The following is a 21,000-nucleotide window of genomic DNA, read 5'->3' as shown; positions in this document are numbered from 1 at the left end:
CTTACGAACCCTGCTCCGGAAATTGCAGCGTAAAGCGGTTCACGCCATCTTCGCTGCGCACGCTGCAACTGCCCTGATGTAATTGCATAATGCTGCGCACAATCGACAAACCTAATCCGCTGCTGCTGTGCTGACGTGCAGTATCCGCGCGCCAGAAGCGATCAAAAATACGTGCCTGCTGCTCTGCACTTATCGCCGGGCCGTGATTTTCCACCATCAACGCATTGCCTTGATTGAAAATGCGCACCGTTGAATGGCGTTCGCCGTAACGCAATGCGTTCGCCATCAAATTGGCCAGCGCGCGTTGCAGCAATTGCGCATCGGCGTGAAGTTCGCCGTGCAGCGCCATTTCAATCTGCATCGCTTGTTCTTCCGCCATGCCGTCAAAATAGTCCTGTAATTTATCGCCAAGCCGTGTCAGATCGATGGGCTGCAAATTCAGCAGCTGGCTGGCATCTTCCGCTTTCGCCAGAAACAGCATGTTGTCGATCATCTTGGCAAGCCGTTCCAGCTCTTCATAATTGGAACCGAGCAGCGCTTGATAATCGCCAACGCTGCGCGTTTGGCTGAGCGCGACTTCAGTTTGTCCGATGAGCGTATTGATTGGCGTGCGCAGATCGTGCGCCATATCGGCGGAAACCTGGCTAAGTTGCTGATAACCGCGTTCCAGACGGCTGAGCATCTGATTAAACGACGCGACCAGCGGCTGCAACTCCGTCAATGTGGGATCGGGCATGCGACGGGAAAGATGGCGCGCATCAATCGCATCCGCTTCTGCCGCCAGATGGCGCACCGGCGCTAAACTGCGTCGCACCAGAGCAATGCTGATTGCTGCTACGATTAACGCTGCCAACGCGGTAGCAACAATGATTTGATTGCGATAACTGTTGAGCGTTTGTGTGCGATCGCTCATCAAGCGGCCCGTGACGATCTCAATCTCGCCACTGCCATCGCGCGTGGAAGTCAGCGCCGCCGCCGAGATAAAGGGCGTGCCATCGTCGCTAACCTGATGATGCACCGACGAAAGCGCCAAAGCTTGATCGGCGGGAACCGGGGTAATCGTGGGCACGGGACGCTGGCCGGGATTCACCACAATCAATGGCGGCTGGCCGGGAAAGCGCAACACCAGCAGCGACTCGGTATTGCCGAGCATGTTAGCGAACAAGCGCGGTTTCTGCTGAATCAGCGTGATGGCATCTTCATCACGCAGCAAGGTGCGGATTTGGTCAATACGCGTCAATAACGCCGCATCATCGCGCACGCCAATTTGCGCAGCTAAGGAGTGGTAAAGCGCAATGCCGCTGAGGGAAAAAATCGCCATCACCACGAGGCTCAGCAGCAGCGACAGGCGATTGGCGAGAGAATGGCGCTTCATGATTCCGCTTCGCAGCGATAACCGACACCGTGCACGGTATGAATCAGCGGCTGGCTAAACGGGCCATCGATTTTATGCCGCAGACGTTTAACCGCCACATCCACCACGTTGGTGTCGCTGTCGAAATTCATATCCCATACGCGTGAAGCAATTACCGTGCGCGTTAATACTTCACCTTGATGATGCATAAACAGAAGCAACAGATTGAACTCTTTATTGGTGAGATCGATGCGCTGACCGCCGCGTTCCACGCGACGTTTCAGGATATCGAGTTGCAAGTCAGCGAGCGTGAGCACATCCGGCAGCTTTTGCTGGCTGCCGCGCCGTAACTGGGTGCGCACTCGCGCCAGCAATTCGGCAAAGGAGAACGGCTTGACCAGATAATCATCAGCGCCCAACTCCAGCCCTTTAATGCGATCTTCCAGCGTGCCTTTGGCGGTAAGGAAGATCACCGGCGTGTGGATCTGTTTATCCAACGTCGCCATCACTTGCCAGCCGTCCATGCCGGGCATCATTACGTCGAGCAAAATCAGATCGTAATGATGCTCCTGGGCATAGAACACGCCATCCTGACCGTTTTCCGCTACATCGACGATAAATCCCGCTTCGGCCAATCCTTTGCGCATGTACTCGCGCGCTTTGGCTTCATCTTCAATCACCAAAATTTTCATGCGCATCTCCACGGGAGGGTTATTTATGGCTGAGCGTGTTGGGCGGCTTGTTCAATCAACTTCGCGACATCATCAGGATGCGATTGATACACCGAATGGCTGGCACCGGCAATTTCTACCGTGTGGCTGTGCGCGCGTTTGGCGTACATGCGTTCCAAATCAGGACTGATGATTTTGTCAGCTTTCGCCACCATGTACCAGCTAGGCTTGGTCTTCCACGCTGGGTCAAGAATATTCGCCGTGAACACTGCGGCGTTGGTTGGCATCTGGGCGTGCGCTTCAAAATCGGCCTGCGCGGCAGGCAAATCGGCGGCAAAATCGCTGTGATAATACTGTGGCGCGATGGTCAGATAGCCATCGCTCGATTTAGCAAAAGGATGCGCACTGTTGGGGAATTTCTTGCCGTTGCTGGCTTCGGTTTCGCCGTTATCCAGCGCATGCGCGGCGATATACACCAAACCCGCCACTTTATTATCGTTGCCCGCTTCACTGATAATGGCGCCGCCGTAGCTGTGGCCGACCAAAATCACCGGGCCATCTTGTTGATCGATGATGCGGCGCGTGGCGGTGACATCTTCCGGGAAGCTGGTTAGCGGTTCCTGCACCAGCGTCACTTTATAGCCATCATGCGTCAGACGATCGTACACCGGACGCCATCCGGCACCGCCGACAAACGCGCCGTGCACCAACACAATATTCTTCACGGTTTGCGCCTGAGCCGCGCCGCCTGCCATCGCCAGCAAAATACCCGCTGTCAGCGTGAGTTTTTTCAATGTCATTTTCGTGCTCCTGATTGAAAAGGTTCGTCCACAGGATATGAAAAGCGCGCTGACAACGTGGTGAGTGAGTTATGACAAAAGAATGACATCGGACCTAAAATAGATATTTTCATCGCGTAATTATTGGTCCTGGCTTTGAATCAACGTTATCATCACCCGCACTTTCTATAAGGATATAGGGTGCGTAACGGATATGTATAACAACAGTGAAGTCATTAGTTATCTTCAGGCCAATAAAATTCTCGCAATGAAGTTTGATCGTGCGGTGAGCGCCGTCGGAAAGCAGGTTGCTGAACAGGCCAAATCAATTGGAGCCGGTGCTACCCGGGCCTTATATTACACGTCATGTTTCACTGATGAATATAATGACGTATGCCAGCGTCAAAAAGATGAAGATCTTCGCTTCAGAGATGGTGTTTACCGACTTCTCCGGCACGGAGATATTGGCTATGAGATGCTCAGAATCTATTTTGAAGAATTATTCAAATTTAAAACATCGCAGCAGTTAGATCATATCAAGCAACTTCTTATGTCCGTAAATATCCATGTCGCTGCTAGCTCACTGACTAACGCAGGTTTTGCAATGGCGGCTGCTAGCGCTGTTCGTTTAGGATTGAACCTGAGTATGGAAATCAGTGCACTGACAGGCCGGATATCTGGTGGTATTGTTGGCGCGGCTGCATTGTACGGCATTGTCCAAAAGGCTGCTGATAGTGCTCGTCGTCTGCAAACTCAATATCCTGCTTATTATTCAGCGTTATATATGCAAAATCTCGAAATGATATATTTCCTGATCGAGCCAGTACTGAAACGCGCGGGAGCCTTGGAAGCACAATGGGCAACTGATTCAGATATAGCAAATATCATTACCAGACTAATTAGATAGCTATGATTAAATTTATAAAAGACTCGTTACGGACGTTAGGCAGGTCGTTAATCTGGATATACGGACCCGCAATAATGACCATTATATTTTCACTACTTCAGGCCCATTTTTTTCCAGGGAGCCCTATATGGCCTGTAGCTGTTTTTTTTATATTTTCGCTGGTCATTGTAGCCCGTTATGTAAAATGAAGATGGATTGTTCAATTTGTTAAATAATAAGGAAATTGTATGTCAACTCCCGCACATTTATGGCTTGAAGACGAAAATGGTTCACCGATTTTAGGCAGTTGTTTAATGCCACTTCGCTTAGGTTCTATCGAGTTAAAATCATATTCGCATGGTGTTACCATCCCCGTGGATCCTAACAGGGGCAAACTTACCGCCACACGACTTCACCAGCCAATTGTGATCGTGAAAGAGTTCGATCAAACTACGCCGATTCTTTATCGTGCTGTATGTGAAGCACGAACATTAAAGAAAGCCATCATCAAGATGTATCGAATACTTGAATCTGGCATTGAATCTGAATATTTCAATATCATTCTGGAAAATATCAAAATCACAACGGTTTCACCTTACCTTGCCCCCAACGGTATGAGCAGCACTCATGTGGAAACTCTAGAATTGCGTTATGAGGCGATCACTTGGAAATACACAGAGGGCAATATTATTTACCGTGATACATGGAATGATCGTGCTTATGCCTGACGTTTGTAAACATCGACTTCGCGAAAGTCTGTCCGTAAAAGAACATTGATTCCACATAAATGTTGACCCCATCAGCAGCAGGTGCGTATGCATGCGCACCTCGATTTTCAACTTCTTAAACCTTCTAATTGCACATCCCGGCCTCTGACGGATGCAAAACCTCACCCAAATTTCGTGAACATCCTCGCAAATTGAACAGTTGCTGCGCATGACGACTTGCCAAACTTCGCGGCGTATGTAATTTATTCCATAACTTCACAAATAATCGTGAAGAAGGAAAGTACATTACAACTCGTTGCCAAGGATCCTTCCTCATGTCCGAACTCAAGTTTGCTACACGTTTGAACTCTTTTGCCTCCGGGGCACACCTGTATTGGCCTGATCTGCAGGGCAAACCCTCTGTGCTGCAAATGATTGCGCGTGCCGGAAAAGTAAAGGGGTTAACCCATCTGGATCTCAACTATCCACAGCATATTACCAGCGATATCAGCACCATGCGTCAGACGATTACTGATGCGGGTTTAGCCGTGAACGGTATGCAGATGCGTTGGGATGCGCCGCAATTCAAAATCGGGGCTTTCACCAATCCGGATGCAAAGATTCGTCGTGAAGCGATCGAACTGACCAAACGCGGTATTGATGCCGGGCGTGAATTTGGTTCCAGCTTGATGACGTTGTGGATGGGGCAGGATGGTTTCGATTACTGCTTCCAGGCCGATTACAAAAAAATGTGGGAAGACGCAGTCAGCGCAGTGCGTGAAGTGGCGGAATATGCGCCAGATATCGACGTCAGCATTGAATACAAACCCAATGAACCGCGCGCATACAGCATCTTCCCCAATGCCACCACGTGCTTGCTGGCGGTGGAAGAGGCCGGTTGCGCCAACCTCGGCATCACCTTGGATTTCGCGCACGTGCTGTTTGCCAACGAAATTCCGGCCTTTGCCGCCGCGATGGTCGCGCGCCGTTCGCGTCTGCTTGGTTTGGATCTGAATGATGGCTGGGGCAAACGCGACGATGGCCTGATGGCCGGTTCCGTCAACCCACGCGCCACGCTGGAATTCCTCTGGCAGATGCAGCGCGATGGTTATCAAGGCGCTTACTACTTTGACACCTTCCCGGATGCCAGCGGCCTTGATCCGATTCGTGAAGCCGAAATTAACATCGCCACTGTGACGCGCCTGCTGAAATTATGCGAAAAACTCAATAATAATCCGGCACTGGAAGAAGCGATCAGTCGTCAGGATGCGGTGGCATCGCAGCAAATTGTCAATGACATCATGCTGGCCCGTTAAGCACCAGCCAACCCTGCAATTCTCGCTAAAACTATAAAAAGGTTAACACCATGAAAAAGCTCTTACTCTCTGCTCTCACCTCGGCGCTGCTGTGCTCCAGCGTATACGCTGCCACTTTAGCGCCGCTGAAATCTGACTCTGAACCCGATCGCACCGATTGGACGCAGTTGGAAAGCAAATATGGCCCAATGCCGAAAGTGGATGCCAAACTGAAAATTGGCGGCGTGTCGAAAACGCTGACCAACGAATACTGGCGTTCGCTCGGCGAAGGCTACCAAAACGTCGCGAAACAATATGGCTTCACCGTGGCGTATCAAGCGGCAGCCAATGAAGATGATCAATTAGGTCAGTTGTCGATTGCCGAAACGCTGATTGCGCAAGGTTTTAACGGCTTGCTGGTGTCGCCGCAAACCGATATCAACCTGGAACCGGCGCTGGAAAGTGCCAGCAGCAAGGGCATTCCGGTAGTTAACGTCAACGATGCGGTAGTGCCAAGCGCGCAGTATTACGTCGGCAACGTGCAGAAAGATAACGGCGTGCGCGTGGCGAAATGGTTTATCCAGCACCATCCGGAGGGTGGAAAGGTGGCGGTGATCGAAGGCCAGCCAGGTGTGTATGCCGCCGGTCAACGCACCGCCGGATTCAAAGAGACGCTGCAAGCCAACGGCAAATTCAACATCGTTGCCAGCGTACCCGCCAACTGGAGCCGCGAACAGGCGTTCAACGCTGCATCGACCATTTTACAGCAACATCCTGATTTGATTGGTTTCTACGCCAACAACGACACCATGGCGCTGGGCGTGGTGGAAGCGGTTGCGGCGCAAAGCAAGTCGAAGCAAACCGCGGTGTTTGGTACTGATGGCATTTCAGATGCTTACGCATCAATCAAACGCGGCGAATTGACCGGCACGGTGGATAGCTTCCCGGTGTTGACCGGCGAAGTGGCAACTGAAGTGATCCTGCGCATTATCGGCGGGCAGAAACTGTCGCGCGTAGTGGCAACGCCGCAAGCGCTGATCACCAAAGACAACGCCGATGCATTCTCAACCAAAGACAACAACAAGCTGCGTCAGTTGCTGGCTCAGCAATAAAACAGGCGGAGAGCGTATGGAACAGTATCGCTTAATGATGCGTGGCATCACGAAAACCTACGGCAGCGCGATAGCGTTGCAAGAGGTGGATTTTATGGTGCGCCCCGGTGAAGTTCACGCGCTGATTGGGGAAAACGGCGCGGGTAAATCCACGCTGCTGAACATCCTTTCGGGCGTGCGTCCGGCGGATAGCGGTGAGATTCAGGTCAACGGCCAATTGGTGCAGATGAAGAACCCGTTGAGTGCGCGCCATGCTGGTATCGCCATGATTCATCAGGAGTTGCAGCATGTTCCAGAGCTCTCCGTAGCGCAGAATATGTTTTTGGGCCGCCCGCTGACCACCATGAACGGCTTGTTTGTCGATAAGCGGGCGCAACTGGCGCGTGCGGTACACATTCTTAAGCAGCTCGATCCCAGCATTAATCCCGCTGAGCCGATTAAGAATCTCAAAGTGTCGCAACAGCAAATTGTGGAAATCGCCCGAGCCTTGCTGGATGAAGCCAAAATTATCGCGATGGATGAACCGACTTCCAGCCTGACGCCGCGCGAGTTTGAGCGTCTGGCGGAGTTGATCAGCGATCTCAAATCGACCGGCGTGTCACTGATTTACGTGTCGCACAAGATGAACGAGATTTTCCAGGTCTGCGATCGCGCCACTATCATGCGTGATGGTCGCCAGGTGGGTGTGGTGAACATCTGCGACGAAACTGAAGAGAGCATCGTCGCCAAAATGGTCGGCCGTAAAATTGAGAAGCTGGAGCACCACTCGTGGGCTACCGATCGTCAGGTGTTGCAGGTGGAAAATGTGGCGCGCGGCCATGAAATCAAACCGGCCAGTTTCAACGTCTGCGCCGGGGAAGTTTTAGGCATTGCCGGATTAGTGGGTGCAGGACGTACCGAACTGCTGAAGCTGATCGCTGGCATCGACAAACGCAGCGCTGGTGAAGTGCGGGTGAATGGCAAAGCGGTGAAGAATCACAATGTCAGCGCGGCAATTCGAGCGGGCATTGGTTTGGTGCCTGAAGATCGTAAGAAAGAGGGCATCATCAAGGCGCGTGCAGTGAAAATGAATATGGCGTTGCCTTCGATGCGCAACTTCACGCTCGGCGGCGTAATCCGTAAAGCGAAGCTGGATGAAGTGGCGCAGGAAGTGATGTCAGATTTAAAACTGCGCCCGCTCAATATCGAAAAGCCAATCGGCACGCTCAGCGGCGGTAATCAGCAAAAGGTGATTATTGGACGCTGGGTGGCGGCGGATGCGGAAGTGTTTTTATTTGATGAGCCAACCCGGGGAATTGATATTGGTGCCAAATCAGAAATCTACAATCTGATTGAGAAACTGGCGCAGCAAGGCAAAGCGATTGTGGTGGTCTCTTCGGAAATGACGGAGATATTGCGCGTGTCCGATCGGGTATTAGTGATGCGCGAAGGGAAAATAACGCGAGAATTGCAGGGCTCAGAGATTACTGAAGAGAATATAGCTCGCTTTGCTATTAATGATCTTAAAGAAGCCGTTTAACGCTTACTCTATCAAGGCTAAATTATGATGACGCAAACAACTACTCAGCCTGCGGCTGCGACGTCGGCACTGTTGAAATTCAATCTGCGTGATGCCGGTACCTTAATCGGGCTGGTGATTATCGTGGTGACTTTTTCATTCTTATCGCCGGTATTTTTCACCGTACCGAATTTACTGAATATTCTGCAACAGTCATCGATTAATGCGTTGATTGCATTAGGCATGACGTTGGTGATTATTTCAGGCGGTATTGATTTATCGGTTGGGCCAACCGCGGCGCTTTCCGCCGTATTAGGCGCGACCATGATGGTGTTGGGCGTGCCGGTGCCGCTGGCAATCATGGCAACATTAGGTATTGGCGCGCTATGCGGCGTATTTAGTGGCACGTTGATCGCTTATGCCGGATTACAACCGTTTATCGTGACGCTGGGCGGATTATCATTATTCCGCGCCATTGCGTTAATTTTTACTGGCGGCAATCCGGTGTTTGGTATTCCAATGGAATTTCGCAGCATTATTAATAGCGCCGTATTTGGCGTGCCGACGCCGATTGTTATTGTGGCGGTGATCGCACTGTTATTGTGGGTGGTGATGAATAAAACCCCGCTCGGCGAATATATTCTCGCAGTCGGCGGCAATGAAGAAGCGGCACGCGTCGCCGGTGTGCCGGTAAAACGCACCAAAGTCACGGTGTATATTATTTCTGGCACCTTAGCGTCACTGGCTTCTTTAATCCTGATTGGGCGCTTAGGCGCGGCAGAACCGACTATCGGTAATCTGTGGGAATTGGATGCCATCGCGGCGGCGGCGATTGGTGGCGCATCGTTGATGGGTGGTAAAGGCAGCATCATCGGCACGTTGATCGGTGCGATTATCCTCGGTGCGTTGCGTAATGGCTTGACTCTGCTAAATATTCAGGCTTTTTATCAATTGCTTGCTACCGGCCTAATCATTATCATAGCGATGTTGATTGACCGGGCGACAAGAGGCAGGTAATGAAGCAAGATCCGCGAGCCATTGGCGCTCAAATTCGCATGCGCTTACCGCAACTGACGCCGCTAGAACGACGCGTAGCAGAAGCGATAATTGCCAGAACCGACATTAATGAACAAACATCGTTGCAGGAAATCGCCGAAGAAAATGGCGTTTCACAAGCGATGATTGTGAAAATTACTAAAAAGCTTAACTTCACTGGCTTTCGTAATTTTCGTACCGGATTGATTTATTATAATCAGTCAGAAGTGGCCGGTTTGCATGCGGAAATTGAGCCGGATGATTCGTCGGAACAATTGCTGGCGAAAGTATTCAGAACCTCGATTCAGGCAATAGAAGAAACCTTATCAATTCTGGATATTGCGCAGTTTAACCGTGCAGCAGAAATATTATTTAAAGCACGTCATATTGATTTATATGCAGTGGGTGGCTCGGCGACGGTAGCGCGTGATTTATCGCACAAGTTGCTGAAGATTGGTATTAAATCCACCGCCTATGACGATGCCCATATTATGCTGATGTCGGCAGCGGTTTTGTCTGATGATGATGTGGTTATTGCCATCAGTCATTCCGGTGCCACGCGTGCGGTAAATGATCCTATTAAGCTAGCGGCACGCAATGGCGCAAAAATCATTGCGATTACCAATTATGCCGAGTCGCCTATTGCGCGTAATGCGCATGTGGTTCTTACATCAACTTCTCAGGGATCGCATCTGCTTGGCGAAAATGCCGCATCACGTATCGCGCAGTTAAATATTCTCGATGCGTTATTCGTCGCGATTGCCAAAAAAGATTTAAAGCTGGCCGAAACCAATTTGATGAAAACCCAGCGAGCGGTTCAGGATCTGCGGGATTTTTAAATCATGAACAAAATCATTGTTGCCGGCAGCTTGCATTACGACATTATGCTGGCGGCTCATCATCGCCCGGAAAAAGGCGAAACGGTGATGGGCAGCGGTTGCAGTTATAAATTTGGCGGTAAAGGTGGCAATCAAGCCGTTGCTGCGGCGCGTGCAGGCGTGCCGGTGAGTTTTATCGGCGCGGTTGGCGATGATGCGCAGGGCGAATTTTTGCTAACTGCGCTGCGTGAAGCGGGCGTGGATAGCACATCTGTCGCGATTTTAGCCGGTCAACCTTCTGGCATGAGCGTGGCGATCAGTGATGCGGAAGGTGATTACGGCGCGGTGGTGGTATCCAATGCCAATCTGCACATTGATGCGGCGGCGGTAGGTGAAGAAGTATGGCGCGATGCGGGTTTGCTGGTGCTGCAAAATGAAGTGCCGCCGCGGGTGAATTTGCAATTGGCGCAACAGGCCAAACAGCGTGGTATTGCGGTGTGTATTAATGCGGCACCGGCGCGAGATATCGAACCTGGGCTGGCGGAATGTGTGCAACTGCTGATCGTTAATGCGGTTGAAGCGCGCGATATGTGCCAGATTGCGGTCAACGATTTGGCCTCGGCCTGTGAAGCGGCACAAGCGTTGGCGCAGCGTTTCCCGCAGGTGATCGTTACCGCCGGTGAACACGGATTGGCGCTGTGCGAGCAGGGCGGCAACGCGTTCAGCATCGCGGCGATTCCGGTCAAACTGGTGAGCACGCACGGCGCGGGCGACTGCTTTGTCGGCGTGCTGAGTCAATCGCTGCTGGCCGGTTACAGCCTGGTTGAAGCAGCGAATCATGCCAATCACGCTGCTGCGGCACACGTTTCCCGCCCCACTTAAGTATTCAGTTAACGGTCACCATAAATGGTGACCCTACGGAAATCGCGCTAATCATTTGTAGGGTCGCCATTTATGGTGACCGAAAATACTTAGCCGTCGTAAGATTCTCTTACTGCCGGAGTTAAAATCGCTTAACTCCTTCTGTTTAATAAGAAATTCCTCTGCACTAAAACCCTTTTTTAGTGGTGGCTTTGTATCCGCCATGTTATTAACTCTGCATGCTGTTGTGAATTTCACTGCCTGCCGGAGATAACAATGAAGAAAAACCTGTCCTTCGCGTTACTGCTGTCACTGACCGCTTTTAGCCATGTGGCGTTGGCTGAACAAACCCTGCGTTTTGGCGTCGATCCCACTTTCCCACCGTTTGAATCCAAAGCCAGCGACGGCACCTTGCAGGGCTTCGATATCGATATCGGTAACGCGATTTGCGCGCAAGCCAAAGTGAAGTGTGAATGGGTGCAAATGGGCTTTGATAGCAGCATTCCGGCACTGCAAGCCAAGAAGTTTGACGCGATTTTGTCGGCGATGTCGATGACCGAAAAACGTCGCGCGCAGGTGGCATTCAGCGACATGCTGTACAACACGCCAAGTGCGCTGCTAACGCCAGCCAACAGTAAACTCACTGACGATCTCGCTACGCTGCACGGCAAAACCATTGGCGTAGCGCAGGGCACCATTCAGGAAACTTACGCCAAAACCAAATGGGCGACACATGGCGTGAATGTGGTGTCGTATGCCAATCAGATGGAAGTGTATCCGGATTTAGTGGCGGGCCGTTTGGACGCCAGCGTGGCGAATGCGGTATCGGCTGAGCAAGGTTTCCTGCAATCGCCGGAAGGCAAAGGTTTTACTATCAAAGCGACCTTAGTGGATAAACAGATCTTCGGCGATGGCGTGGGAATCGCGCTGCGCAAAGATGATGAAGCCAATCTGAAATTGATCAACAGCGCGTTAGCGGAATTGCACAGCAACGGCACCTACGATCAATTGGCGAAAAAGTATTTTAAATTCAAGGTGTATCCGTAAGGTTACTGCTGTCATTGAAACGGTGCGTATAAATGCGCACCCTACAAAACCTGTAGGGTCGCCATTAATGGCGACCTGTTCTGCAAACCGCACCAACACTGAACAACAACCATGATCAACTTACCGCATTACACCACGCAACGTGCGCGCTTCCTGGCCGCCGTCCACCGCCAGAATGGCGCATTAACCTCTTATCCGCACCCATTGCCTGGCCCGCAGGGCGAAGAGCTGTTCACCGATGTCGCAGTGATCGGCGATGCCAACGCCGCAAAAATCATGCTGGTGATCTCCGGCACGCATGGCGTGGAAGGTTATTACGGCTCTGATTGCCAAATTGCCTGGCTGGATCTGTTCAACCTCACAGCGCTGCCCGATGACACCGCGATTGTGCTGCTGCACTTGCTCAATCCGTGGGGCGCGGCGCACTTGCGGCGCGTCAATGAAGACAACATCGACCTGAATCGTAACTTCGTGGATTTCTCACAACCTACACCGGCTAATCCTGATTACGCCGCATGGCACGCGATGTATCACGGCGATCGTCAGCAGGCCGACGATTTGCTAAGCATAACGCTGAATAGCGCCGGTTGGCCGGCGGTTAAACGCGTGGTGGAAGCGGGACAATATGTCGCGGCGGATGGTTTCTTTTACGGTGGAAAGCAGCCGAGTTGGTCACATCAAACTCTGCAACGCATCATTGCCGAACACTTATCGCAGGCGAAAAGCATTATCAGCTTTGATCTGCATACCGGCGCAGGCGCATGGGGACATCCGATGTTGCTGTCGATTGCCGAGCAGCGCGTTACGGCGCACAACTGGGGCAAAGCCATTTACGCCGAATGGCTGACGTTATTGTTCACCGGCGCAGGACGCGATAGCGAAACTGGCGTAACCGCGACAGCCACCGGTTATGTGTCGCAGTTTTTGCTCACATCACTGCCGAACACGCAACTGTTGCCGCTGGTGGTGGAGTGCGGCACTTATGCCGGTGAAGAGATGCATCGCCGGGTGCGCGAGGATCATTGGCTGCATCTGTATGGCGATCCGGCGAGTGAGGCGGGGCAGGCGATCAAGCAACAGTTGGTGGAAGGATTTTGGCCCGCCGACGCCGATTGGCGCGCCTTGGTGGCGTTTCGTACCCAGCAAATTTTCGTGCGCGGCTGGCGGGCATTGTTGGAAAACAGGTCACCATAAATGGCGACCTTACGAAAACCGCACCTCACTCTTGTAGGGTCGCCATTTATGGTGACCGAAAAGCGTGACGTACGAGCATTACGACATAATTGACGACTACAAGCGTCCATAAAACGTCATGCGTGCAGTTTCCGAGAGCGCAATACCCGGTTCGGTGTTGTAGGCCAACACCGCCAACATCCGGGTGATATCGCCCTCAGTTGGCGTCACGCGATGCAACGAATTACGGCCACGAAACAGCACCAAATCTCCGGCATCAATCGCCAGCGCCTCTACCGGCTGGCGCTGATCTAGCACCGCTGCCACGCCAGCGAAATTCATCTCGCCCGCATCGGCGTTACGCAGATCCTTCACATATTGGAAAACGCCGCCCGCGCGCGGTTTTTGTATCAGCAAAGTGATGGCAAAAGAGGAGTTATCAAAATGCCAGCCCAACTCCTGGCCATCCGGCGCGTAATGCAGATTGATTGAGGAGAGCGGATCGGCGTAAGGATAAAGCGCCTCTTCACCGAGCACATCGCACAAGAAGCTTTTAAATAATTCGTCGTTGTAGAGCTGACGCAGTGGGGAATCGGCGGCAATTACATCATCAGTGATGCAACCTTTGGTGCTGATGACATCACGATTGCGTGGATGATCGGCATCGAACGCTTCATCCTTTTTCATCAAATAGACATTGTGTTTGCTGGCGGTGTGATACGCCAGATGGCGCTGCGCATCGCCTTCGCGAATAATCGCTTGCAGCGCGGCGGGCTGCAGGAATTGACGCAATACTAATGCGCCGTGCTGATTCAGTTGCTCGCGGCAGGCGCGGCGCCAATCGGCGTCAGCCAAAGGATGCTGTTCGAAACGGATCAATGCAGACATGGCTACAGTTCTCATATTTTGCAGAGGTGTAATGACTGTAACTCGCTGATATGTTAGTGCGTAACGATAAATTTTTACCACCTTGCTAAGGAAACCTTAATGCCCGCGCCTTCCTCGCGTTTGCCAAAAATCAGCGTCATCCAGTCATTTAAAGTGGCGGCGGAGTTGGGTAGTTTGGCAAAAGCCGCTGCGCAGTTGGCGTTAACGCCTGCTGCGGTGAGCCAGCAGATTCGCCAGTTGGAAGAACAACTCGGCAGCGCGTTGTTTGTACGCACGCAAAGCGGCGTGATGCTGACCGACATCGGCAAGGAGTATCTACGCTATGTCACCGAAGCTTTCGACATTCTGCATCTTGGCCAGCAAAATCTGCGTCACGCCGCCGCTGCACCAAAACTGACGCTTTATTCGCTGCCCGCGTTGGCCTCAAAATGGCTGTTGCCCAACATCACGCAGTGGCGCGAGCGCTGCCCGGATATCGATTTATCGTTGCACGGCACGCACGCGCAGGTGGATTTTAATGCCGCGCCTGCGGATTTCGTGGTGTGTTTCGGTGAAGATCGCTACCCGCAATTGGACAAACAGTTGCTGTTTCGCGATGAGGTGCTGCCGGTCGCCAGCCCCGCGTTATTGCAGCGTTATGCCGGACAAACGGTGTTGCAGCAAGCGCCACTCATCCATCTCGATTGGGGCAACGAAGGGCGTTTCCTACCGGATTGGCGCAGCTGGTTTCAGGTCAAAGGTGTGGTCGAGCCGCCTGCACAGCCGTCGTTCAGTTTTAATCTCACCTCACTGGCGATTGATGCCGCCGTGGCGGGCGCCGGTTTGCTGCTGGGCCAGCGCCGCTTGATTGCGCACGAATTGGCGCGCGGTGATTTAGTGGTGGTCGATGCGCTCAGCTTGCCGCTCAGCAAACCCTATTTCCTCGCCTGGCCGCAGCGTTCATTGAGCCAGCCTGGCAGCCAGAATTTAATTCACTGGCTAAGTGAGTTGTCGAGTTAAATAAAGGTTAATAAACTCATCTCTCCGCTGACGAGTGCGATCTGTAGCGGCGCAATTCATTGCGCAATCTTGCCGCGATACCGATATCAAAATTGCGCGATAAATCGCGCCGCTACGGTATGTGCAGCCATCCGATTTGGGACATAACCACGATAGGAAAGGGAGTTCAGCTGTGACATCAGATCTCATTATTTGGCTCACCGCGCTAGTGGTAGGCTGCACCATCCTGCTGTGGGCCAGCGCAAAACTGCCCGAATATCTCACCGCATTGTTGTTCTTCGCCGCCGCGATGTTGTTGCATCTCGCACCCGCCAGCACGGTATTTAGCGGTTTTGCCTCATCGGCTTTTTGGCTGGTGCTAAGCGGATTTGTGCTCGGTACAGCAATTCCCAAAGTCGGCCTGGCGAAGCGCTGGGCCAATTATCTGGTGGTGCCATTCAGCCAAAGCTGGCCACGGATGATCGCCGGAACCGTGTTAATCAGCTACTTGCTGGCCTTTTTTATGCCGTCAAACATGGGACGCATTGCGCTGCTGATGCCGGTGGTGCTGGCAATGGGTGAAAGAGCCGGGATCAAAGCCGGCAGTCGCGGCAGCATTGGCTTGGCGCTGGCGGTGGGATTCGGCACTTTCCAACTTTCGGCCAGCATTTTACCGGCCAATGTGCCCAATTTGGTACTGAGCGGTGCGGCGGAAAGCGCCTATAAACTGCATTTGCAATGGTTACCGTGGTGGTTGCTGCATATGCCAATAGTGGGCATATGCAAAGGGCTGATATTGGTCGGCTGCTTGTTATGGCTGTTTCGCGCCCAAACTACGCCGGTGCAACAGCGTGATAGTTTAGTGCCGTTAAGTGCCAGTGAATGGCGCTTGATGGTCATATTGGCGGTGACGCTGTTGCTGTGGATGACCGACAGCCTGCACGGTTTATCCGCCGCCTGGGTAGGATTGGCGGCGGCCTGCATTTGTCTGCTGCCGCGCGTTGGTTTCCTCTCTGGCGAAGATTTTGCCAGCGGCGTGAACATCCGCACCTGCATCTACATTGGCGGTATTCTCGGTGTGGCAACGCTGGTGGTGGAGTCTGGTTTAGGTCGCCTCATCGCCAACGCACTGCTTAACGTGTTGCCGTTGCAGCCTGAAGCGTCATTCAGCAATTTCGCGGTGCTGAATGCGCTGGTATCGCTGCTGAATTTTGTTCTCACCGCCAACGGCGTGCCAGCCATGGTGACGCCAATGGCGCAAGAGTTGGCTAGCGCTTCCGGCTTCCCGCTGCTGACGGTGATTATGTTGCAGGTATTGGCTTACGCCACGCCTTTGCTGCCGTATCAGGCATCGCCAGTGGTGGTGGCAATGGGGCTGGGTAACGTGCCAGCCAAAGCGGGATTACAGTTGTGTGCACTGATTTTTGTCTTTAGCGCGCTGCTGTTGTTGCCACTGGATTATCTGTGGTTCCGACTGCTAGGCTATGCCTGAGATGCTTACCTGATATGTTTGCCTGAGAACGCCTATGCCAGCCAATAACGATTGGGTTGATTTTCGTCGTGATGAAGAGACCGGAATTGAAAGCGTCAACGCGCATTTTCGCGGTCATGCTTACGATCCGCATGATCACGACGAATTGCTGGTGGGCGTGACGCAGCAAGGTCTTCAGCGCTTCAACTGTCATCGCTCGCTGCACACCAGCACGCCAGGCCGGGCGATTTTGATTGAGCCGGGCGCGGTGCACGATGGCCACGCGCCCGATGCTGATGGCTTCACCTATGTGATGCTGTATCTGCCACAAACGTGGGTGGCGGAGATGATGCAACGTCGCGGTTTGGGCGATGTGTCGAATATTGAAGGTGCGTTCCGCCACACGCTCACCGATGACGCGCTGCTCGCCAGCGCTATCCAACAAGCCTGGTTTGCGGTGCATCAAGGCGAAGGGCGGTTGGCGCGCGATCAAAGCCTCGATCATCTGTTAACCATGCTCTCCCGCCATCTGGATACCAAACCCAGCGTGCAGCACAGCGAAGCGATGCGCCAGATGCAGCTGCTGCGTGACTATCTGCATGACTTTATGGCACAGGATATTGGCCTGGACGAACTCTCACGCCTTTCCGGCATCGACCGTTTTCGCTTAACTCGTCAGTTCAAACAGGCGTTCGGCCAATCACCGCATGCTTATTTAGTGCGTTTGCGCCTGCGCAGCGCGCGCGCGTTATTGGCGCAAGGCGTCGAGCCGGTGAACGTTGCCGCGCAGGTGGGATTTGCCGATCAAAGCCATCTGGGCCGCTGGTTCCAGCGCGCCTATCGCATGACGCCCGCCACTTATCAACGTCAGTGCACAAACGTTCTATACCCGCAGGTACCGGCTCTTAGATGATGAGGTTTTCGTTGTCATCGGAGAGTTGTTACAGATGTTTGATACCAAAATCGCCCTGATAGTACGTGATGATTTAGCCACTTGGCAGCGCCTGAATGTGGTGGCGTTTCTTGCCACCGGCATTGCCTCTGCCGCGCCGGAGATGATGGGTGAACCTTACGTGGATGCGAAACTGCGGCAGTACGGCAATATGGCGGGGCAACCGATGCTGGTGTTCGCCGGTGATTTGGCTGGCTTGCAGCGCGCGCATCGTCAGGGGCTGGAACGCGAGCTAACCTTGATTCCATACGTGGAAGCGATGTTTTCCACTGGTCACGACGCGGCGAACCGCGAAGTGTTTAAAGCCGAAGATGCAGATAATTTGAATCTGGTCGGCATCGCGCTGCGCGGGCCGAAGAAAGCGGTGGATAAGGCGATTAAGGGGTTGGCGTTGCACAGTTAGTCCATGTTGTTGCAACGGTCACCATAAATGGCGACCCTACAAAAGCGCACTTAACATTCGTAGGGTCGCCATTTATGGTGACCAAAAGAGGCTTAACTGCTGATATTTACACCATTAACGTGACCCTACAAAAATCTTTCCGCCGCCGCTAACAGCAGATCCTCCCGCCCACGCAATGCCAGCAGCTCCAATCCAATTGGCAAACCTTCATCGCTCAACCCGGCTGGAATGCTGATCGCGGGCATCCCAGTCACCGCTGAAATCAACGCGTTGCTGCCTTCCTGCATCTCGCCGTGCTTCACCGGCGCGTGGCGCACCACGGGATAAGCCAACAAATCAATCTGCTGCGCACTGAAGAACGCGGTTAATTGCTTAAGCAAGGCGCGCTGGCGCTCAAGTACAACTTGATAGGCTTCCGTATCCGTACCCGGATGGTGGGCGCGGGCGCTAAAAATCGCCTCCAGCTGCGGATGAAAACGCTTCGAAGCCACAATTTCTGGCAGCGTATGGCATTCCGCCGCCGGTTTATCCGCCAGATACGCCGCCAATGCTTCGGCGAATTCATAGCCGATAATGTTGGCTTCCGTCGCCAGCGTGGCGAGTTCAGGAAAACTCACCTCACGCGTCATAAACTGACTTAGCGCAGCGCGCACCGACTGATTGATTTCATCCTCTCCGGCAGCAAATCCTTCATGCCAAATGCCGATGCGCAGCGGTGGGTCATACGCTTCAAAGCGTTGTCCGCTTAACACTTCGGTTGCCAGGCGCAAGTCAGCTGCTGAACGTGCCAGCGGGCCGGGTATATCCTGCGTTGGCGAAAGCGGCACAATGCCATCAATGCTGATGGCACCACGCGTCATACGCAAACCAAACAAGCCATTAAATGCCGCCGGAATGCGCACGGAACCGGCTGTATCGCTGCCGATCGCCAGCGGCACATATCCGGCAGCGACGGCCACCGCGGAACCGCTGCTCGATCCGCCCGGAGAGCGGCCTTCCAGCCACGCATTGTGGGTAAAGCCGCTTAACGATGATGCGCCAGTAATACCCGCCGCCAGTTCATGCATGGCGGTTTTGCCAATCAGAATCGCGCCTGAATTTCGCAGCCTGGTCACCAGCGGCGCATCTTCTTCGGCAATCACCTCACGCAGCAGTACTGAACCGGCGCTGGTTGGCCAACCTTTGACCTGAATATTGTCTTTGATCAGCATGGGAATGCCCTCCAGCGGACCCATCCCCTCGCCGTGCTGGCGACGCGCATCGCTCGCGTCCGCCGCTGCTAGCGCCTCATCGGCAAACAACCAGGTCATGGCGTTGTAGCGCGGTTGATCCACGTCAGCAATGCGTTGCAAGGCAAAAGTGGTTAACTGGCGCGCGCTCACCGCACCTTGTTGTAGCGCCTGCTGTAATGCGTCAATCGACGCGCCGAGATAATCGGTGTACTGCATTGGGTTAAACCTCCAGCGGAATCCATTGCCCGTCACGCGAGACGCGTCCGCACGAGCTGCCAGCAAAATGTGTGCTGAACCAGATGGCCTGATGTTGCTGACACCAGTCTACAACGCGTTGGCGGGAATGGATGGCAAGCGGTTGATCAACACAAAACAGCGAGTTCCACGCAGGGTATCGAAACTGAATCTCATTGTGCATCACGTCACCGGCAAAAATAGCCGATTCGCCGCCACTTTCCAGCACAATAGAAGCATGATCGCTGCAATGGCCGGGGGTGGACATATAGCGCAGCGCACCGGCAAACAGCGGGGAATCCTGTACGTTGATGGTGTCCAACTGACCGGCTTCGATCAGCGGTAAAATGCTGTCAAGGTAGAGTTCCTGCGCCGCAGGATCGTTCTGGCAGCGCGCCAATTCCAGCGCCGAGCAGACATAGCGCGCATTAGGAAACATCGGTTGCCATTGGCCGTCACGTTGGGTGGTGTTCCAGCCAACGTGATCGGTATGAATGTGCGTCATCAGCACCAGTGTCACTGCGGCGGGATCGACGCCTGCCGCAGCGAGGTTTTCGGCATAGGCGGTGTTGAGCTGGTGAAACAGCGGCTTATTGGCACGATTGCGCCCATTTCCTGTCGCGGTATCAATGATGATGGTGTGTTCCGCGTTACGCAGCACCCAACTATGAATCGACATTTCCGCTGTTTGTTGCGCCAATTCCTCGCTCATCTCCGCGCGATGTGGCGTAAAAAGCACGCCCATCGGGAAGGGCGCGACTTGTTCACACACTTTCGTTATCTGCCAATCGCCAACACCAATCGTCATGCTGTATTCCTCAAGGGTTATCGTGATGTGGTCTCACTATACTGACGGCATCACGATTTTGTTAGCCCATCAATACGCGCCCTGATTCACCACGGCACCACACGCCCCAAATAATCCAGATAATGTATACCGCCTTTGCCTGCTTGTGCCTGCATGGTATTCAGCAAATTCGGGATGCTCTCCTCAATGGTTAATCGCGCCTCTGGTCCGCCCATATCGGTGCGCACCCAACCCGGTGCCATCAGCAATAACGTGTGTTGATCGGGATTACGCGCCGCAAAACTGCGCATGAACATATTCAGTGCCGCTTTACTGCCGCGATATACCTCGTAATTGCCGTTGGTGTTATTGGTCAAACTGCCTTGCCCGGAAGACATCACCGCAATGGTGCCGGTGGCGATGACCTGATCTTTGAAAGTTTCAATCACGCGCAGCGGGCTTAGCGCATTCGTGACCATCACACGGGTAAATTCCTCGGTTGAAACATCGGCGATGGTTTCAGCGTCGTCATTTTTCACACCCGCATTAACGAACAGCATTTCGAACTGGCGATCGGCCAATCGTGTATGCAGCGCCTTAACCTGCTCAGGTTGATTGATATCCACGCATTCCACGCTGAGTTGTTGCGGGTAACGCTGTGCTAGTTGTTGCAGATTGTCGGTCGAATTTTCTCGTCCGGTTGCTACCACCTGAAAACCGCGTTGGAGCATGGTTTCCGCCAGAGCAAATCCCAGGCCGCGTGAAGCGCCAATCAGTAATACGCGCATTGGTGTTGTCATGTTCACTTCCTCTCTTTAA

At 53.1% G+C, this 21,000-nt stretch carries 21 protein-coding genes; 14 read left to right on the top strand and 7 right to left on the bottom strand.

Features of this window, described 5'->3' with window-relative positions; translation table 11 throughout:
• Position 1 precedes the first annotated feature (1 nt).
• From ACPUC7_RS08060 to ACPUC7_RS08050, 3 genes are read right to left on the bottom strand one after another with little or no spacing between them, the layout of a single operon-like run.
• On the bottom strand, positions 2-1,375 hold the full coding sequence (locus ACPUC7_RS08060; protein ID WP_494922477.1) for a heavy metal sensor histidine kinase: 1,374 nt from the start codon (positions 1,373-1,375) through the stop codon (positions 2-4).
• Complete coding sequence (locus tag ACPUC7_RS08055; RefSeq protein WP_494922476.1) at positions 1,372-2,046, bottom strand: heavy metal response regulator transcription factor; 675 nt, start codon at positions 2,044-2,046, stop codon at positions 1,372-1,374. The genes ACPUC7_RS08060 and ACPUC7_RS08055 overlap by 4 nt, the downstream gene beginning before the upstream one ends.
• Before the next feature lie 23 nt (positions 2,047-2,069).
• Positions 2,070-2,825 (bottom strand): alpha/beta hydrolase, encoded by a 756-nt coding sequence (locus ACPUC7_RS08050; RefSeq protein ID WP_494922475.1) that lies wholly within the window; start codon positions 2,823-2,825, stop codon positions 2,070-2,072.
• A 193-nt stretch (positions 2,826-3,018) separates the two neighbouring features.
• Between ACPUC7_RS08050 and ACPUC7_RS08045 the strand changes: the two genes are divergently transcribed.
• The 10 genes from ACPUC7_RS08045 (at position 3,019) to ACPUC7_RS08000 (ending at position 13,257) form a co-directional block, all read left to right on the top strand.
• Positions 3,019-3,711 carry a hypothetical protein gene (locus ACPUC7_RS08045; RefSeq protein ID WP_494922474.1) on the top strand — a complete coding sequence of 231 codons (693 nt, stop codon included), beginning with the start codon at positions 3,019-3,021 and terminating at the stop codon, positions 3,709-3,711.
• A 227-nt stretch (positions 3,712-3,938) separates the two neighbouring features.
• Positions 3,939-4,418 carry an Hcp family type VI secretion system effector gene (locus ACPUC7_RS08040; protein ID WP_494922473.1) on the top strand — a complete coding sequence of 160 codons (480 nt, stop codon included), beginning with the start codon at positions 3,939-3,941 and terminating at the stop codon, positions 4,416-4,418.
• A gap of 314 nt (positions 4,419-4,732) precedes the next feature.
• The gene (locus ACPUC7_RS08035) at positions 4,733-5,713 is read left to right on the top strand and encodes a TIM barrel protein (RefSeq protein ID WP_494922472.1); all 981 of its coding nucleotides are present in this window, start codon (positions 4,733-4,735) and stop codon (positions 5,711-5,713) included.
• A 50-nt stretch (positions 5,714-5,763) separates the two neighbouring features.
• The gene (locus tag ACPUC7_RS08030) at positions 5,764-6,804 is read left to right on the top strand and encodes a sugar ABC transporter substrate-binding protein (RefSeq protein ID WP_343551024.1); all 1,041 of its coding nucleotides are present in this window, start codon (positions 5,764-5,766) and stop codon (positions 6,802-6,804) included.
• A gap of 16 nt (positions 6,805-6,820) precedes the next feature.
• On the top strand, positions 6,821-8,323 hold the full coding sequence (locus ACPUC7_RS08025) for a sugar ABC transporter ATP-binding protein (protein ID WP_494922471.1): 1,503 nt from the start codon (positions 6,821-6,823) through the stop codon (positions 8,321-8,323).
• A gap of 24 nt (positions 8,324-8,347) precedes the next feature.
• Entirely contained in the window at positions 8,348-9,319 is a 972-nt protein-coding gene (locus ACPUC7_RS08020) for an ABC transporter permease (RefSeq protein WP_494922470.1), read from the top strand.
• Positions 9,319-10,176 carry a MurR/RpiR family transcriptional regulator gene (locus ACPUC7_RS08015; RefSeq protein WP_343551027.1) on the top strand — a complete coding sequence of 286 codons (858 nt, stop codon included), beginning with the start codon at positions 9,319-9,321 and terminating at the stop codon, positions 10,174-10,176. The genes ACPUC7_RS08020 and ACPUC7_RS08015 overlap by 1 nt, the downstream gene beginning before the upstream one ends.
• Before the next feature lie 3 nt (positions 10,177-10,179).
• Entirely contained in the window at positions 10,180-11,037 is an 858-nt protein-coding gene (locus ACPUC7_RS08010; RefSeq protein ID WP_494922469.1) for a PfkB family carbohydrate kinase, read from the top strand.
• A gap of 255 nt (positions 11,038-11,292) precedes the next feature.
• Positions 11,293-12,063, top strand: a complete 771-nt coding sequence (locus ACPUC7_RS08005; RefSeq protein ID WP_343551029.1) for an ABC transporter substrate-binding protein — start codon at positions 11,293-11,295, stop codon at positions 12,061-12,063.
• 114 nt (positions 12,064-12,177) lie between these two features.
• Complete coding sequence (locus ACPUC7_RS08000) at positions 12,178-13,257, top strand: DUF2817 domain-containing protein (protein WP_494922745.1); 1,080 nt, start codon at positions 12,178-12,180, stop codon at positions 13,255-13,257.
• Positions 13,258-13,353: 96 nt separating this feature from the next.
• Here ACPUC7_RS08000 and ACPUC7_RS07995 read toward each other — a convergent pair whose 3' ends face one another.
• Positions 13,354-14,124: a 2OG-Fe(II) oxygenase gene (locus tag ACPUC7_RS07995; RefSeq protein ID WP_494922468.1), complete on the bottom strand. Its 771-nt coding sequence runs from the start codon at positions 14,122-14,124 to the stop codon at positions 13,354-13,356.
• A 99-nt stretch (positions 14,125-14,223) separates the two neighbouring features.
• Here ACPUC7_RS07995 and ACPUC7_RS07990 point away from each other — a divergent pair, with 99 nt between their 5' ends.
• From ACPUC7_RS07990 to ACPUC7_RS07975, 4 genes are all read left to right on the top strand, one after another.
• Positions 14,224-15,123, top strand: coding sequence for a LysR substrate-binding domain-containing protein (locus tag ACPUC7_RS07990; RefSeq protein WP_494922467.1), 900 nt, complete (start codon positions 14,224-14,226; stop codon positions 15,121-15,123).
• 172 nt (positions 15,124-15,295) lie between these two features.
• The gene (locus ACPUC7_RS07985) at positions 15,296-16,594 is read left to right on the top strand and encodes an SLC13 family permease (RefSeq protein WP_494922466.1); all 1,299 of its coding nucleotides are present in this window, start codon (positions 15,296-15,298) and stop codon (positions 16,592-16,594) included.
• A 34-nt stretch (positions 16,595-16,628) separates the two neighbouring features.
• On the top strand, positions 16,629-17,486 hold the full coding sequence (locus ACPUC7_RS07980) for a helix-turn-helix domain-containing protein (protein WP_494922465.1): 858 nt from the start codon (positions 16,629-16,631) through the stop codon (positions 17,484-17,486).
• A 34-nt stretch (positions 17,487-17,520) separates the two neighbouring features.
• On the top strand, positions 17,521-17,928 hold the full coding sequence (locus tag ACPUC7_RS07975; RefSeq protein ID WP_494922464.1) for a DUF2000 family protein: 408 nt from the start codon (positions 17,521-17,523) through the stop codon (positions 17,926-17,928).
• A 125-nt stretch (positions 17,929-18,053) separates the two neighbouring features.
• On the opposite strand, the gene ACPUC7_RS07970 is transcribed toward ACPUC7_RS07975, so the two are convergent.
• The 3 genes from ACPUC7_RS07970 to ACPUC7_RS07960 form a co-directional block, all read right to left on the bottom strand.
• Positions 18,054-19,376 (bottom strand): amidase, encoded by a 1,323-nt coding sequence (locus ACPUC7_RS07970; protein WP_494922463.1) that lies wholly within the window; start codon positions 19,374-19,376, stop codon positions 18,054-18,056.
• A 4-nt stretch (positions 19,377-19,380) separates the two neighbouring features.
• The gene (locus ACPUC7_RS07965) at positions 19,381-20,202 is read right to left on the bottom strand and encodes an MBL fold metallo-hydrolase (RefSeq protein WP_494922462.1); all 822 of its coding nucleotides are present in this window, start codon (positions 20,200-20,202) and stop codon (positions 19,381-19,383) included.
• A gap of 86 nt (positions 20,203-20,288) precedes the next feature.
• Positions 20,289-20,981 (bottom strand): SDR family NAD(P)-dependent oxidoreductase, encoded by a 693-nt coding sequence (locus ACPUC7_RS07960; protein WP_494922461.1) that lies wholly within the window; start codon positions 20,979-20,981, stop codon positions 20,289-20,291.
• Positions 20,982-21,000: the final 19 nt, after the last annotated feature.

The sequence above is a fragment of the Pantoea sp. CFCC18179 genome (assembly GCF_059412405.1).
The sequence above is the reverse complement of the archived record's forward strand: the minus strand, read 5'-3'. Positions and strand labels throughout refer to the sequence as shown.

What these genes read in the sequence shown, in the direction of transcription:
- ACPUC7_RS08055 (WP_494922476.1), bottom strand. Translation starts at nt 2,046, where the DNA reads ATGAAAATTTTGGTGATTGAAGATGAAGCCAAAGCGCGCGAGTACATG.
- ACPUC7_RS08005 (WP_343551029.1), top strand. Translation starts at nt 11,293, where the DNA reads ATGAAGAAAAACCTGTCCTTCGCGTTACTGCTGTCACTGACCGCTTTT.
- ACPUC7_RS07965 (WP_494922462.1), bottom strand. Translation starts at nt 20,202, where the DNA reads ATGACGATTGGTGTTGGCGATTGGCAGATAACGAAAGTGTGTGAACAA.
- ACPUC7_RS08015 (WP_343551027.1), top strand. Translation starts at nt 9,319, where the DNA reads ATGAAGCAAGATCCGCGAGCCATTGGCGCTCAAATTCGCATGCGCTTA.
- ACPUC7_RS08045 (WP_494922474.1), top strand. Translation starts at nt 3,019, where the DNA reads ATGTATAACAACAGTGAAGTCATTAGTTATCTTCAGGCCAATAAAATT.
- ACPUC7_RS08025 (WP_494922471.1), top strand. Translation starts at nt 6,821, where the DNA reads ATGGAACAGTATCGCTTAATGATGCGTGGCATCACGAAAACCTACGGC.
- ACPUC7_RS08020 (WP_494922470.1), top strand. Translation starts at nt 8,348, where the DNA reads ATGATGACGCAAACAACTACTCAGCCTGCGGCTGCGACGTCGGCACTG.
- ACPUC7_RS08060 (WP_494922477.1), bottom strand. Translation starts at nt 1,375, where the DNA reads ATGAAGCGCCATTCTCTCGCCAATCGCCTGTCGCTGCTGCTGAGCCTC.
- ACPUC7_RS08030 (WP_343551024.1), top strand. Translation starts at nt 5,764, where the DNA reads ATGAAAAAGCTCTTACTCTCTGCTCTCACCTCGGCGCTGCTGTGCTCC.
- ACPUC7_RS08035 (WP_494922472.1), top strand. Translation starts at nt 4,733, where the DNA reads ATGTCCGAACTCAAGTTTGCTACACGTTTGAACTCTTTTGCCTCCGGG.
- ACPUC7_RS07960 (WP_494922461.1), bottom strand. Translation starts at nt 20,981, where the DNA reads ATGACAACACCAATGCGCGTATTACTGATTGGCGCTTCACGCGGCCTG.
- ACPUC7_RS07990 (WP_494922467.1), top strand. Translation starts at nt 14,224, where the DNA reads ATGCCCGCGCCTTCCTCGCGTTTGCCAAAAATCAGCGTCATCCAGTCA.
- ACPUC7_RS08050 (WP_494922475.1), bottom strand. Translation starts at nt 2,825, where the DNA reads ATGACATTGAAAAAACTCACGCTGACAGCGGGTATTTTGCTGGCGATG.
- ACPUC7_RS07995 (WP_494922468.1), bottom strand. Translation starts at nt 14,124, where the DNA reads ATGTCTGCATTGATCCGTTTCGAACAGCATCCTTTGGCTGACGCCGAT.
- ACPUC7_RS08010 (WP_494922469.1), top strand. Translation starts at nt 10,180, where the DNA reads ATGAACAAAATCATTGTTGCCGGCAGCTTGCATTACGACATTATGCTG.
- ACPUC7_RS07970 (WP_494922463.1), bottom strand. Translation starts at nt 19,376, where the DNA reads ATGCAGTACACCGATTATCTCGGCGCGTCGATTGACGCATTACAGCAG.
- ACPUC7_RS07980 (WP_494922465.1), top strand. Translation starts at nt 16,629, where the DNA reads ATGCCAGCCAATAACGATTGGGTTGATTTTCGTCGTGATGAAGAGACC.
- ACPUC7_RS07975 (WP_494922464.1), top strand. Translation starts at nt 17,521, where the DNA reads ATGTTTGATACCAAAATCGCCCTGATAGTACGTGATGATTTAGCCACT.
- ACPUC7_RS08040 (WP_494922473.1), top strand. Translation starts at nt 3,939, where the DNA reads ATGTCAACTCCCGCACATTTATGGCTTGAAGACGAAAATGGTTCACCG.